Genomic DNA, 13,478 nt, shown 5'->3' with positions numbered 1-13,478 from the left:
GCCGATGTCGGACACCGAAGGCCGACCGTCGGACCCGCGGGAACCCGTCGTCCGGCTGTTCCGTGACCTGCGGACGCGCCCCAGTGGGCTGTCCTCCAGAGAAGCGGCACGTCGCCTTATGGTGTACGGGCCGAACCAGCTGGTCAGGAAGGCGCGGGGGAACCGGGCGAAAGAGCTCGGCCGCCAGTTCACCCATCCGCTGGCGTTGCTGCTGTGGGCGGCCGCGGGTCTGGCGATGGTGGCGCACACGGCTCCGCTAGCCATCGCGATCATCTCGGTGATCGTCCTGAACGCGCTCCTGGCCTTCGCGCAGGAGCAGCAGGCCGAGCACGCCGTTGAGACACTGGCCCGCTACCTGCCGGCCAAGGCCAAGGTCGTCAGGGACGGCCGGCTTCAGGTGATCGACGCCATCGGGCTCGTGCCGGGTGATGTGCTGGTCGTCGAGGAGGGTGACCGGGTGTCGGCCGACGCCCGGATGCTCGACGGCGCGGTGGAGATCGACCTGTCGACGCTGACCGGCGAATCGTTGACCGCGTACAGGTCCGCCGACTTCGACGATCGCACCGGACCGCTGCTCCAGGCGCGAGACCTGCTGTTCAGCGGCACGACATGCACGGGAGGGCAGGCCCGGGCGCTGGTATATGCCACCGGCATGCACACGGAGCTGGGCAGGATAGCCGCGCTCTCCCAGCGCGTCGGCAGGGACGAGTCGCCGCTGGAACTTCAGGTCAAACGGGTCGCCTGGTTGATCGCGATCGTCGCGGTCACGGCCGGCGCGGTCGTCATGCCCGTCGCCGCCCTGGTGGCACGCCTCCCGCTGGCCGACGCGTTCAACTTCGCCGTCGGCCTGCTGGTCGCGAACGTCCCCGAGGGACTGCTGCCCACCATCACCCTCGCCCTGGCCGTCGGGGTCAGGGCGCTGGCCCGCGGTGGTGCGGTGGTCAAGCGGCTGAGCGCCGTGGAGACTCTCGGCTCCACCACCGTGATCTGCACGGACAAGACCGGTACCCTCACGCTCAACCGGATGAGCGTGACCGACGTCTGGACCAGCGCCGGCCCGATCCGGAACACCGGCGGAAAGTGGGCCGGTGTGTCGTCTTCGCCGCCGCTGAGAGCGCTGGCAGAGGCGGCCGCCCGCTGCAACAACGCCGCTCTCGAACCGGCCGAGACGGGGGACCCGACCGAGATCGCCCTGCTCCGGATGAGCGTCTCACTCGGGGGGAGCGACCACGACGGCGAGCGGCGGCGGCAGTTCCACTTCGATCCCGCTGCCGCTCACCGTGCTCCAGCTCCTCGCGATCGACCTGGGCACCGAAACCCTGCCCGCGATCGCCCTGGGCCGCGAACCCGCCGAACCCGGCCTGATGAACCGCCCGCCCCGGCGCCGATCCGAGGGGGTGATCCAGGGCGCCATGCTGGCCCGTGCCTGGGGCGTGCTCGGCGGAGTGTCGGCGGCTCTGGTGCTCGGAGCCTTCTTCGGCACGCTCCTGCTGGGCCGCTGGCATCCGGGCGCGGCCACGGGACCCGGCTCGGCGCTGCACCACACCTGGCAGCAGGCCACCACCATGACCTTCCTGGGCATCGTGGTCTGCCAGATCGGCACCGCCTTCGCCGCACGCACCCACACGGCGTCCCTGCGGGCCATCGGCGTGACCAGCAACCGGCTGCTGCTGTGGGGGATCGCGTTCGAGATCGTCTTCGCCGCCGTGATCGTCCTCGTGCCGCCGTTCCGCGCCGTTTTCGGCACGGCGCCGCCCGAGCCGGCTCAGCTCGTGCTCCTCGTGCCCTTCCCCTTCGTCGTGTGGGGTGTCGACGAGATGTGGCGATGGAGACGCCGTCGCGCACGCACCCGGTCACGCACCACCCTGCCTGGCGGTTAGGCGCCATCACGGAGAGCTGGAGGCGAGGGAGAAATAGGCCTCCTCCTCCTGAGCGAAGTGAAGGGTCAGCACGGCGTACAGGCCGTACAGGCAGGCCCGCAGGTCGTCGAGTTGTTCCGGGCGCGGACCGTCGTCGGCGGCGAGGCCGAGGTGACGGCCCAACCGGCGGACGAGCTTGTCGATCTCGGCGTGGGCCCTGCTCATGGTGACCGTTGCCTCCGGGTCGCGCAGGAGCCGCGTCATGGCCGGATACAGCCGCGCCTCCTCGTCGTGCTCGTGCGGCAGGAGATCGCAAGTCAGGAACGCGTGGACGTCACGGAGGTCCGCCAGCGCTTCGCGGGGGTCGCGCCGGCCCAGGCGGTCGGCCACGTCACGGATGCGTTCGAGCGACCGGCGCAGATCGGCGTGTTCTCGCTCGAAACGGCGCAGCAACTCGGATGTCGGCCGGTCAAGGGGCAGCCGGGTCCCCCGGATCGGGCGCAGCGCGCGAAGGGCGTTGAGGATCACCGTGACGTCGATGGCCTCCTGAAGCACGGCGCCGGCGCTGGGCGGCAGCGCGCCCGCCGCGGCGACGGCCATGGCGAGCAGGGACAGCGCCATTCCGGCCCCCGCGCTCTGGACGGCGATCCGCCGCGTGCGGCGTGCCACGTCCATCGCGTCCGCGAGCCGGTCGAGCCGGTCGGCGGTCAGCACCACGTCGGCCACCTGAGCGGAGGCGGCCGCGCCGCGGGCTCCCATCGCCACACCGATGTCGGCCGCGGCCAGCGCCGGCGCGTCGTTGATCCCGTCGCCCACCATCATGGTCGTCGCCCGCCGCGCCTCTTCCCGCACCCGCTCGACCTTGGCCGCCGGGGTCTGCTCGGCCAGCACGCGGTCGATTCCCAGCACGCCGGCGACGGTCTCGGCCACTTCCGCCCGGTCGCCGGTGAGCATCACGATCCGCTCGATGCCGGCGGCCCGCAGCCGCCGCAGCGTGCGGCCCGCATCCCCGCGGACCGCGTCACGCAGCAGGATCACGCCGCTCACCTGACCGTCCACCGTGATCCAGACGGTCATGGCGCCGTCGAGGGCGGCGCGTGCGCGCTGGGCGTCCTCCCAGGGAGAGGACCTCGCGCCCGTGGCCTTGCCCACGCTGACGCGGCGCCCCTCGACCAGCGCCGACGTGCCCGTGCCCGGCACCTCGGACACGTCCTCGGGGGCGGGCAGGGCCAGCCGCCGCCCGCGCGCCGCGCGCACGATCGCGGCGGCCAGCACGTGAGAGGACATCTGGTCGACCGCGGCGGCCAGCCGCAGGACCTCGTCCGGGTTTCCGCCGGGGGCGGCCACCACGTCCATCACCTGCGGGCGGCCCTCGGTGAGCGTGCCGGTCTTGTCGAGGACGAGTGTCCGCGCCCTGCCCAGGGTCTCCAGCGCGCCACCGCCCTTCACCAGGACCCCTCGCCGGGCGGTGCGAGACAGGCCGGAGGCGATGGCCGCGGGAGCGGCCAGCAGCAACGGGCAGGGGGTCGCCACGACGAGCACGGCCACCGCCCGCACCGGCTCGCCCGACATCAGCCACGCGCCTCCGGCCGGCAGGAGCGTGGCCGGCAGGAACCAGGCGGCGAACCGGTCCGCGAGCCGGACGACCGGGGCGGAGCCCGCCTCCGTCTCCTGGGCCAGCCGCACCACACCCGCGTAGGCGCTGTCGCCGGCCGTCGCCGTGGCACGCATGTCGAACGGCTGCCCGGCGTTGACCACTCCGCCGGCGACGCTTTCGCCCACCCGGTGCTCGACCGGCAGCGACTCGCCGGTGAGCGCGGACTCGTCCAGCAGCGCGGTGCCGGACTCGACGACGCCGTCGACCGGCACCAGCTCGCCGCCGGGCACCAGCAGCCGATCCCCCCGGCGCACCTCCTCCGCTGCGATCAGGCGGGGGACGCCCTCCTCGTAGCGCCGAGCGGACCGCGGCGCCCGCTCGTACAGGGCGGTCAGATCGCGGCGTGCCCGGCGCAGGGCGTAGTCCTCCAGGACCCTGCCGCCCGTCAGCATCACGGCGATCAGCACTCCCGCGAGGAACTCGCGTACGGCGAGCGCACCGGCGAGGGCGAGCACCGCGATCGCGTCGACGCCGAGGCGGCCGGCGCGCAGGGAGGAGGCCACCCACCAGACGGCGGGGCCGAGCGCCAGGACGGTGCCGGCCGCCCAGAGCGCGTCACCGGCGGGGCCGGCTCCGAGAAGGTGGAGCACACCTCCGGCGATCAGGGCGCCGAGCGTGCCTGCCAGCAGGGCGATCCGCTTCATCTGGTCAGACTCGCCCGAAACGGATGCCCGGAGGTAGGGTCGCTGTTCCCTGGGACAGGGCCGAAAGACCGTGCCCGGCCGTCCGGGTCCAGGACCGGCGCGTCACGCGGATTCCTGCCGGAGTCTCTGTTCCAGCTCCCGCGCCAGGGCGTCGATCGCGGACAGCACCGGCGGCGTGATCGGCGCGCCGATCGTGAAGTCCGCACCTTCGATGCCGATGACGACGAGCCGGGCGGGCAGGCGGCCGAGCGCACGGCCGAGCTCTACGGCGTCGGCCAGGCCGAAGGAGTGGGAGCTGCCGTGCCAGGACGGCCCGCCCTCGACGCCGGCCGGTCGATGCACCGCACCCGGCGGCGCACCCGAGGAGACGGCGTCGATCACGACGGTCAGGCGGGCGCCGGTCCAGGCCTCGACAAGCTGCGCGGGGTCCGCGGCGCTCTCCACGAGCACGACGGACGGCGGGACCGAGCCGCGCAGCCGCCGTACGACCTCCAGACCGGCGGCGTCGTCGCCCCGGCCGTCGCCGCCGAGGCCGATCACCACGATGTCACCGGGCGTCGACATGGAGATCGAGGAAGTGCGCCGAACAGGAGATGCAGGGATCATGGTTGCGGATGGCCCGTTCGCACAGCGCGGCCAGCTCCTCTTCGGGCAGGTCGAGCCGGGGCTCGATCAGGTGCCGCAGATCCGCCTCGATGCGCGCCTGGTTCTGCGAGGTCGGGGGCACGATGTCGGCCTCGCGGATCACCCCGTCGGCGTCGATGCGATAGCGGTGATAGAGCGTGCCGCGCGGCGCTTCCGAGGCGCCGTGGCCGGTGGCCGCGCGGGGCTCCACCGGAACGTACGGCGCGCCGGGCTCGGCCAGGTCGTCGATGAGCCGCAGGGCCTCGTCGTAGGCGTGCACGATCTCCACCGCCCGCACGACGATGCTGCGGAACGGATTGCGGCAGACCGGCCCGAGGCCCGCCGCCGCGGCCGCCTCCCGCGCGAGCGGCGACAACTGGGCGGAGTTGAGGCTGTAGCGGGCCATCGGCCCGACGAGATAACCGGGGGAGCCGTCGAGCCGGGCGTGCAGCGCCGTCGAGTGCGGCACCTGCTCCTCGGTCACGTGCTCGGGCCAATCCCGTACGGCGAAGCTCCCGCCGTCGCTGGTCACCACATCCCCCGAGAGGATCGCGTACTCGCCGGGGTGACGCAGCGCCAGGAAGCGGTAGTCGTGTTCGACCTCGGGGAAGTCGAAGCCGGCGACCCAGGAGACGGTTTCGAGGGCGATCTCGCGGGCGCGGCGCAGCCGTTCGGCGACGGGGGCCAGTTCGCGGCGGGTGGGCACCCGATAGAAGCCGCCGACGCGGACGTTCACCGGGTGGATGGGCCTGCCGCCGACGGCCGCCACCAGGTCGTTGCCGGCCTTCTTCAGCGCCAGCCCCCGCTGGACCAGGTCGCGGTGGTCGGCCGCCATCGCGATGCCGCTGTCGTAGCCGAGGAAGTCGGGCGCGTGCAGCAGATACACGTGCAGCGTGTGCGACTCGATCCATTCGCCGTAGTACAGCAACAGCCGCAGGTCGCGCAGCGGGCCGGTGACCTCGACCCCGCAGGCGGCCTCGATGGCCTGGCATGCGCTCATCTGGTAGGCCACCGGGCAGATGCCGCAGATCCGGGCGGTGATGTCGGGCGGCTCGGTGTGGGACCGGCCGCGCAGCAGCGCCTCGAAGAACCTCGGCGGCTCGTAGATCCGCAGCTCCAGGTCCTCGATGCGCCCGTCGCGGGCGCGTACGAGCAGAGCGCCTTCCCCCTCCACCCGGGTCAGGCCCCCGACCTTGACCGTCTTGTGGGTCACCGGTCTTCTCCCGGTGTCTTCTCGTGGTCGCGCAGCTCCGGGTCGGCCTCCTCGGCCGCCTGCCGGAAGGGCTCCTCGGCGGCGTTGAAGGTCCGGTAGACCCGCACCAGCTCGGGCGTGCTCATGCCCAGCTCCCGCAACTGCCGGTTGAGGGCGCGCACGTTGGGGCTCTCCATGGGGCCGAAGCAGCCGTAGCACCCCCGGTTGAACGCCGGGCACAGCGCCCCGCACCCGGCCTGGGTGACCGGGCCGAGGCAGGGCGTGCCGTGGGCGACCATGACGCAGGCGTTGCCGCGGGCCTTGCACTCCACGCAGACGCTGTTGGGCGGCACGACCGGGCGCCGCCCGGCGAGGAACGCCGAGACGACCTCCAGCAGTTGCCGCCTGTCGATGGGGCAGCCGCGCAGCTCGAAGTCCACCGGCACATGGGCCGAGATCGGCGTCGAACGGTCCAGCGTCGCGATGTAGTCCGGCCGGGCGTACACGACCGACAGGAACTCCCGCACGTCGGCGAAGTCGCGCAGCGCCTGGATCCCCCCGGCCGTGGCGCAGGCCCCGATGGTGACCAGGCGCTTCGACACCCGGCGCACGTGCCTGATCCGCTCCAGGTCGTCGGGCGTGGTGATCGACCCCTCCACCAGCGACAGGTCGTACGGGCCCGGGCCGGGAGCGCTGGACGCCTCCAGGAAGTAGGCGATCTCCACCCGGGCGGCCACCGACAGCAGCTCCTCCTCGCAGCCGAGCAGGGTGAGCTGGCACCCGTCGCACGAGGCGAACTTCCACACCGCCAGCCGCGGCCTCGCGCCGCCCGGCCCGTCCGCCGATGACCGCCGGGATGCTCGTCTGGGCGCGCCCATCACAGCTCCTCCACGGCCAGCAGGCGCGCCGCCCGCTCGTAGCTCAGCACCGGGCCGTCCAGGCAGACGAACAGCGGGCCGAGCTGGCAGTGCCCGCACCAGCCGAGACCGCATTTCATGTTCCGCTCCAGCGACAGCTCCACCCGGCGAGCCGCCACCCCGCGCGCCACCAGGTCGCCGGCCGTGGCCCGCATCATCGTCTCCGGGCCGCACGCGAAGGCGTACGTGCGCCGCGGCTCGAAGACGATGCGGTCGAGGAGCCGGGTGACCAGGCCGACCGGCCCCTTCCAGGCGTGATCGGGGTGATCCACGGTCACCTGGACGTCGACGCCCTGGCCGTGCCAGCGCGCCAGCTCCCGCCCGTAGACGAGGGTCGAGGGCGTACGGGTCCCCGCGATCACGCTGACGCGTCCGTAGCGCGAGCGGTGGCGGATCAGCTCCCGCACCAGGGGGCGCAGCGGCGCCAGGCCCAGCCCGCCCGCGACGACGACCACGTCCATCCCGGCGGCGGCCGGGATGTCCCACCAGGTGCCGTACGGCCCGCGCACCCCGACCACGTCCCCGGGCCGCTTGCCGCACAACGCGCCGCTGACCGCGCCGACCGCGCGGATCGTGTGGACATATCCCCCCGAACGGGCCCGGCCGCTGATCGACATCGGGACCTCGCCGACCCCCGGGGCGTACAGCATGGTGAACTGCCCGGGCCGGCACGGCGGGCATTCGCCGTGCACGGGCACGAGCTGGAGCGTGACCGTGTCCACCCGGTCGGCCCGCCGCGAGCGCACCCGGTAGAGCTCCGGCGTCATCGGACGGCGCGTCTCGGCGGTCATGGCAGGTTGGCCAGTTCCTCGGTGACGTCGATCCCCACGGGACACCAGGTGATGCACCGGCCGCAGCCCACGCAGCCCGAGGTGCCGAACTGGTCGAACCAGGTGGAGAACTTGTGCGTCAGCCACTGCCGATAACGCGCGGCCCCCGACCCCCGCACCGGCGCGCCGCCGACCTCGGTGAACCCCAGCGTGAAGCAGGAGTCCCAGCGTTCGATCCGCTCGGCCGCCCCTTCGGAAAGATCGGTGCTGTCTTCCACCGTGGTGCAGAAGCAGGTGGGGCAGACCATGGTGCAGTTGGCGCAGGTGAGGCAGCGGGAGGCGACCTGCTGCCAGCGCGGCGAGTCGTGGGCGCCGGCCACCCGCTCCTTGATCCCCTCGGTGTCGACCCGCCGTCCCATGCGCTCGGCGGCCGTACGGGAGACCTCCTCGGCCGCGTCGAGATCGGCGTCCGCGGCCGGGACGCGGGGGAGCGCCCCGAGGATCTCCGCGCCGTACGCGCTGCCGGGCTCGGCCACGAACCGGTGCGGTCCGGCGAGCTCGGTCAGCGCCAGGTCATAGCCGGCGGTCGCCTTCGGGCCGGTGCCCATGGAGACGCAGAAGCACGTCCCTCCGGGCACGGCACAGTTCACCGCGACGACGAACAGCGCCTCCCGCCGCCTCCGATAGCCGGGGTCGGGATGCCTGCCCCCGAGGAACACCCGGTCCTGCACGGCCAGCGCGGCCAGGTCGCAGGCGCGTACGCCCAGCAGGGCGACGCGGGGCACCTCCGCCTCGGGCTCCTCGATGCTCTCGCCCCGCATGCGGAACAGGGTGCGGCTGGGCGGCTGCGTGTAGCGCTTGGCGGAGTCGGGACTCGCGGCGAAGCCGAACAGCATCTCGTCGTCGCCCTCGCGCAGCCGATAGCGGCCGGGCTCCTGCTCGTCTCCGCACCCCCTGGGCAGCTCGCTCTGGGAGGCGATCTCGCCCATCCGGATGACCTTGTCGCGAGCGGTCGGCGCCACCACGGCGAACCCCCGCGCCCGCAACTCGGCGATCAGCGGTTCCAGCGATCGAATGACGACGGTTTCCATGGGCGACCCTCCTTTGCCCCCAATGGGTGCCCTCGGACGCGTCTCCTCCACGCTACGCCGTCGGCGAGACATCTACGGAGCGTGGCCGGACCACGACCACGGGCGCGTACGCGTGGTGGATCACGGCGTGAGCGGTGGAGCCCAGGCCCAGCCAGGCGGACAATCCCGTACGGGCGCCGATGACGACCAGGTCGGTCTCCCTGGAGACGTCGATCAGGGCTTTGGCGGGGTGCTCCCGCACGACGTGTTCGGTGAGCGTCACGTCGGGGAAACGCTCCCGCCGTCCGGCGATGCTCTCCGCGAGCAGGCGCGCCTCCTCCGCCCCGATCGCGTCCACGTCGTAGACCGGCGGCAGCATGTCGCCCGGCTCCGTCGCGACCGGTTGCGTCCAGGCGTGTACGACACGCAGGCGGGCATGCCGCAGCGCGGCCTCGTGGTAGGCGAAGTCCAGGACGGGTTCCTGGTCGGGACGCCCGGTGACGCCGACCGCGATCTCCCCGCGGTCAGTGCCTTTCGGCTGCCTGACGACGGCCACGGGACAGGGGGCCTGGGCGGTGACGCAGCGGCTCACCGACCCCAGGAGCAGCTCGGCGAACCCGCCACGGCCGCGGCATCCCACGACGAGCAGCTGAGCCCCCTCCGCCGCCGCGATGAGCGCCTGCTCGGCTCCGCCGTCGACGATCTCGGCCGACACGGCCAGACGCGACCTGCCCGCCCGGGCGTGGATCATCGCCTGGTCGAGCACGGCTCGCGCGGCCGCCTCGGCGTCGGCTCTCCAGCGCGCCGGCTGCGGCACGAGCGGCACGTAGGAGGGCCAGCGCAGTGTCGCGTACACGAGGCGCAGCGGCGCGCCGCGCAGCTCGGCTTCCCGAGCGGCCCAGACGGCGGCCTGAAGCGAGGGCGTCGATCCGTCGACGCCGACGACGATCGGCTCTGCCATGGCGCCACCCCGTCCGACGATCGGCAGGTAGGGCTCTCACAGCGGTTGTGCCCGTCTTGCCCCTGAGTGGGGCACCGTGATCGGTCAGCTCGGTGTGGGGCACTGCTTGCCGAGCCTGGACACCGCGCGGGAGAAGGCCTGCGCGTGCTTCAGCTCGTCTTTGGCGGTGTCGCTGAGCACCTTCGCCGCTTCGGTGTCGCCGGCCGCCGAGGCGCGGCGGGCGTAGTCGGGGTACATCTGCGTCCCCTCGTGTGCCTCTCCCTTGATCGTCTCGCACAGGTTTGTTCCGGTGTCGCGGACCGCGCCGGCGAGGTTCGCCTGCTCGGCGAAGTGCTCGGTGCGCTCGACGGCGGCCGTCCGGTGGAACAGCGTGGCGAGCCGAGCTTGTCCGGTCTTCTGTGCCTTGTCGCCGTACAGGGTGTATTTGGCGTAGGCGAAGGCCTCGCCCTTCATCGCCGTACGCAGGTTGTCCAGCGTCCGGGATGAGGAGACCTTGGGCGGGCCGGCCTGGATCTTCACCGGCTTGGCCTGCACGTCGGTAGGGATCGTCGCCTCGGACGACCGGTCGGTCACGGCCCTTTCCGCCTGGAGGAACTTCTCGCGGTGATCGGCCTCGTCCTGGCCGATCTCGGAGAAGCGCTTGGCGGCCTCCTGATCGCCGTCCGCGGTGGCCTGCGCGGCGAACGCCTTGTACATCGTCGTCGCCTCATAGGCCTCGCCGCCTGCGCTGTCGCGGAGATTGGCCGCGTTGTCGCCGACCATGCCGATCAGCTTCGCCTGCTCGGTGAAGTGTTCCCGCAGTTCCGTGTCGGCGGTGCGCCGGTAGAGTGCCGCGACGCCGGGCAGGTTCTCCCGGTCCGCCTGCTTGGCATAGGCGCGGTAGGTCACGTGCGCCAGCGCCTCGCCCTGCATCGCGTTCGTGACGTTGGTACGCGTCGACGGGTCCAGATCGTCCCCGTGGGGAGCGACGGCCGCCGTCGCGCTCCCGGCCCCCGCCGTGAGAAAGGCGACGACTCCGGCAGTCGTGAGACAGGCTCTCCAGCAGACCAGACCTCGGGTTCTCATGCGCCCCCCTCGGTGTGCCTTCGCCCAGCCGCCGCCGTCGCGACGGCGTGCGGGACCCTCCTGACGGTGCTACCCCCGTGCACGAGCGGAACCTCGCAAAGCGCCCAGGGTTGGTCCGGATCCTGCAAAGGGCGACCGTGACTCAGGCCGGCGGCCACGGCCGCGTTCCGCGGCCCGCCGAGGCGGGTTCCCGGCGCTCCTGTGCGTGTTCGGCCGGGGCGACGTTCTCCTTCACCGACAAGAAGCTGTCGGGTGCGACGGAGATCGAATCGATGCCCGCCTCGACCAGGAACCGGGCGAAGTCCGGGTCGTCGCTGGGACGTTGCCCGCAGAGCCCGACCTTGCGTCCTTTCGCGTGTGCCGCCGAGATCAGGTGCTCGATGCTGCGGGTGATGGCGGGATCGCGTTCGTCGAACAGATGCGCCAGCTCGGCGGAGTCCCGGTCGACCCCGAGGGTGAGCTGGGTGAGGTCGTTGCTGCCGATGGAGAACCCGTCGAAGCGGTCGGCGAACTCCTCCGCCAGGATGACGTTCGCCGGGATCTCGGCCATGACGTAGACCTCCAGGCCGTCTCGGCCCCGCCGCAGCTTCTCTTCGGCCATGACCCCCAGGACCCGGTCGGCCTCCTCGACCGTACGGCAGAACGGGATCATCACGATGACGTTGGTGAGCCCGATCCGCTCGCGCACCCTGCGGATGGCTTGGCATTCGAGGGCGAAGCCCTCCCGGTATCCCTCCGTGTAGTAGCGGCTGGCCCCGCGCCACCCGAGCATCGGGTTCTCCTCGTGGGGCTCGAACCGCCGCCCGCCGACGAGCCGGGCGTACTCGTTGGTCTTGAAGTCGCTCATCCGTACGATCACCGGGTCAGGCCAGCGGGAGGCGGCGATACGGGCGATGCCGTGGGCCAGCCTTTCGACGAAGTAGCCGGTCAGGTCGTCGTAGCCCCGGGTGAGCTCGGCGATCCTGCGGCGGTCGTCCTCGTCGGCACGCTCAGGGTGCACCAGGGCCATCGGGTGGATCTTGACGTGGTTGTTGACGATGAACTCCATCCGGGCCAGGCCGACGCCGTCGGCGGGCAGCCGCCACCAGCGGAAGGCCGCGGCGGGGTCGGCCAGGTTGAGCATGACCCTGGTCCTGGTCGCCGGGATGTCGTCCAGGCTGATCTCCTCGTCCTCGTAGTCGCGCAGGCCCGCGTAGACGAAGCCCTCGTCGCCCTGCGCGCAGGAGACGGTCACCGTCATGCCGTCGCGCAGACGAGCGGTCGCGTCGCCGGTGCCGATGATCGCGGGGACGCCGAGCTCCCGGCTGACGATGGCGGCGTGAGAGGTGCGGCCGCCGTGGTCGGTGACGATCGCCGCGGCCCGTTTCATGATCGGCTCCCAGTCGGGGTCGGTGATCTTCGTGACGAGCACCGATCCGTCCACGAAGCGGTCGATCTCCGCCGGGCTGCTCAGGTTGCACACCGGCCCCGCCGCTATCGCGTCTCCGACGGCCAGCCCCTTCACCAGCGGCTCGGCCGGTGGTCCACCGGCGTCGCGGATGCGGTACGTGCGCAGCAGCGACGCCTCCCGGCGCCGATGTACGGTCTCCGGGCGGGCCTGGACCAGGAAGATCTCGCCGGTCCTGCCGTCCTTGGCCCATTCCATGTCCATCGGGGTGCCGTAGTGGTCCTCCACCGCGACGGCCCACCGGGCCAGCAGCAGGATCTCCTCCTCGTCCAGCGCGTACCGGACCGCCTCGTCCTCGGACGTCTCGAGCTGGCGGGTTCCTCCCATCGCGTCGTAGACGACCTTGCGTTCCTTGCGGCCGCGGACCTTCGACACGATCGGGCACAGGCCGGGGTCGCCGAGCAGCGGCTTGAAGACCACATACTCGTCGGGATCCACCCTGCCGCCGACCACCGTCTCGCCGAGCCCCCAGGAGGCGTCGATCAGCACCGACCGGGGGAACCCGGTCTCGGTGTCGATCGAGAACATCACCCCGGCCGCGCCCAGGTCGGAGCGGACCATGCGCTGCACCCCGACCGACAGGGCGACGCCCAGGTGACCGAACCCGTGGTCCTCCCGGTAGCTGATCGCCCGGTCGGTGAACAGGGACGCGTAGCAGCGAAGACAGGCGCCGAGCAGCGCCGGCGCACCGCTGATGTTGAGAAAGCTCTCCAGTTGCCCGGCGAAACTGGCCTCCGGCAGGTCTTCCGCGGTCGCGCTGCTGCGGACCGCGACGTCCGGGTCGATGGTCGCCAGTCGATCGGCCAGCTCACCGTACGCCTGCTCGACGGCCTCGATGACCTCCGCAGGAAGCTCGGCCGCCAGGATCGCCTCCCGTATCGCACGGCCGACGTCCGGCAGGGCGGCCCCTCGGTGCAGGCGGCCGATCTCCTCCGCGATCACCTCGTCGAGCCCGTTCACCTCGATGAACCGGCGGTACGCCTCCGCGGTGAGGGCGAAGCCCTCCGGCACGCGAACCCCCGACCGGGCCAGGTTGCGCGTCAGTTCCCCCAGGCCCGCGTTCTTGCCGCCCACCAGGCCGACGTCCGTACGGCCCAGCTCGGCGAACCATCTGACCAACCGCGACATGGCTCACCTCGCCGAATGTCGACTACGACAGTCCTTCCCACCCTTCGCCTCGCGCGGCCGGGTGAGGTAGGGGACTTCGTCTCCCGCCTGCGGACGAACGTCCCGGCGCGCCCCCGCGTGGAATCACCACGCTCCGTGGGTACG

The 13,478-nt window shown here is 72.3% G+C and carries 10 protein-coding genes and 1 pseudogene; 2 read left to right on the top strand and 9 right to left on the bottom strand.

Annotated features, from left to right (window positions below; genetic code table 11):
• Nucleotides 1–4 precede the first annotated feature (4 nt).
• Nucleotides 5–988 (top strand): annotated as a pseudogene (locus OHB01_RS39985) (cation-transporting P-type ATPase); the annotation flags it as partial.
• Between the two features lie 274 nt (nucleotides 989–1,262).
• Nucleotides 1,263–1,880: a cation-translocating P-type ATPase C-terminal domain-containing protein gene (locus OHB01_RS29635; protein WP_328855873.1), complete on the top strand. Its 618-nt coding sequence runs from the start codon at nucleotides 1,263–1,265 to the stop codon at nucleotides 1,878–1,880.
• Between the two features lie 6 nt (nucleotides 1,881–1,886).
• On the opposite strand, the gene OHB01_RS29630 is transcribed toward OHB01_RS29635, so the two are convergent.
• From OHB01_RS29630 to ppsA, 9 genes are all read right to left on the bottom strand, one after another.
• Nucleotides 1,887–4,160, bottom strand: a complete 2,274-nt coding sequence (locus OHB01_RS29630) for a heavy metal translocating P-type ATPase (protein WP_142651390.1) — start codon at nucleotides 4,158–4,160, stop codon at nucleotides 1,887–1,889.
• Between the two features lie 102 nt (nucleotides 4,161–4,262).
• Nucleotides 4,263–4,724 (bottom strand): hydrogenase maturation protease, encoded by a 462-nt coding sequence (locus OHB01_RS29625; RefSeq protein WP_328854280.1) that lies wholly within the window; start codon nucleotides 4,722–4,724, stop codon nucleotides 4,263–4,265.
• Entirely contained in the window at nucleotides 4,708–5,997 is a 1,290-nt protein-coding gene (locus OHB01_RS29620) for a Ni/Fe hydrogenase subunit alpha (RefSeq protein WP_328710046.1), read from the bottom strand. The genes OHB01_RS29625 and OHB01_RS29620 overlap by 17 nt, the downstream gene beginning before the upstream one ends.
• Nucleotides 5,994–6,854 carry an oxidoreductase gene (locus OHB01_RS29615; RefSeq protein WP_328854279.1) on the bottom strand — a complete coding sequence of 287 codons (861 nt, stop codon included), beginning with the start codon at nucleotides 6,852–6,854 and terminating at the stop codon, nucleotides 5,994–5,996. Before OHB01_RS29615 ends, OHB01_RS29620 begins: the two co-directional genes overlap by 4 nt.
• A complete protein-coding gene (locus OHB01_RS29610; protein ID WP_328854278.1) occupies nucleotides 6,854–7,684 on the bottom strand; it encodes an FAD/NAD(P)-binding protein in 831 nt (276 codons plus the stop codon). Before OHB01_RS29610 ends, OHB01_RS29615 begins: the two co-directional genes overlap by 1 nt.
• Nucleotides 7,681–8,754, bottom strand: a complete 1,074-nt coding sequence (locus OHB01_RS29605) for a 4Fe-4S dicluster domain-containing protein (protein ID WP_142651394.1) — start codon at nucleotides 8,752–8,754, stop codon at nucleotides 7,681–7,683. The genes OHB01_RS29610 and OHB01_RS29605 overlap by 4 nt, the downstream gene beginning before the upstream one ends.
• Nucleotides 8,755–8,806: 52 nt before the next feature.
• On the bottom strand, nucleotides 8,807–9,694 hold the full coding sequence (locus OHB01_RS29600) for a universal stress protein (protein WP_328854277.1): 888 nt from the start codon (nucleotides 9,692–9,694) through the stop codon (nucleotides 8,807–8,809).
• Between the two features lie 84 nt (nucleotides 9,695–9,778).
• Nucleotides 9,779–10,759, bottom strand: coding sequence for a ferritin family protein (locus OHB01_RS29595; RefSeq protein WP_205831033.1), 981 nt, complete (start codon nucleotides 10,757–10,759; stop codon nucleotides 9,779–9,781).
• Between the two features lie 142 nt (nucleotides 10,760–10,901).
• Nucleotides 10,902–13,334 carry a phosphoenolpyruvate synthase gene (gene ppsA / locus OHB01_RS29590; protein ID WP_328854276.1) on the bottom strand — a complete coding sequence of 811 codons (2,433 nt, stop codon included), beginning with the start codon at nucleotides 13,332–13,334 and terminating at the stop codon, nucleotides 10,902–10,904.
• Between the last annotated feature and the right edge of the window lie 144 nt (nucleotides 13,335–13,478).

It is taken from the genome of Microbispora hainanensis, from assembly GCF_036186745.1.
GTDB lineage: Bacteria > Actinomycetota > Actinomycetes > Streptosporangiales > Streptosporangiaceae > Microbispora.
The sequence above is the reverse complement of the archived record's forward strand: the minus strand, read 5'-3'. Positions and strand labels throughout refer to the sequence as shown.

Coding starts and splice junctions, on each gene's coding strand:
- OHB01_RS29630 (WP_142651390.1), bottom strand. CDS start 4,160: ATGAAGCGGATCGCCCTGCTGGCAGGCACGCTCGGCGCCCTGATCGCC.
- OHB01_RS29625 (WP_328854280.1), bottom strand. CDS start 4,724: ATGTCGACGCCCGGTGACATCGTGGTGATCGGCCTCGGCGGCGACGGC.
- OHB01_RS29615 (WP_328854279.1), bottom strand. CDS start 6,854: ATGGGCGCGCCCAGACGAGCATCCCGGCGGTCATCGGCGGACGGGCCG.
- OHB01_RS29610 (WP_328854278.1), bottom strand. CDS start 7,684: ATGACCGCCGAGACGCGCCGTCCGATGACGCCGGAGCTCTACCGGGTG.
- OHB01_RS29605 (WP_142651394.1), bottom strand. CDS start 8,754: ATGGAAACCGTCGTCATTCGATCGCTGGAACCGCTGATCGCCGAGTTG.
- OHB01_RS29600 (WP_328854277.1), bottom strand. CDS start 9,694: ATGGCAGAGCCGATCGTCGTCGGCGTCGACGGATCGACGCCCTCGCTT.
- OHB01_RS29595 (WP_205831033.1), bottom strand. CDS start 10,759: ATGAGAACCCGAGGTCTGGTCTGCTGGAGAGCCTGTCTCACGACTGCC.
- ppsA (WP_328854276.1), bottom strand. CDS start 13,334: ATGTCGCGGTTGGTCAGATGGTTCGCCGAGCTGGGCCGTACGGACGTC.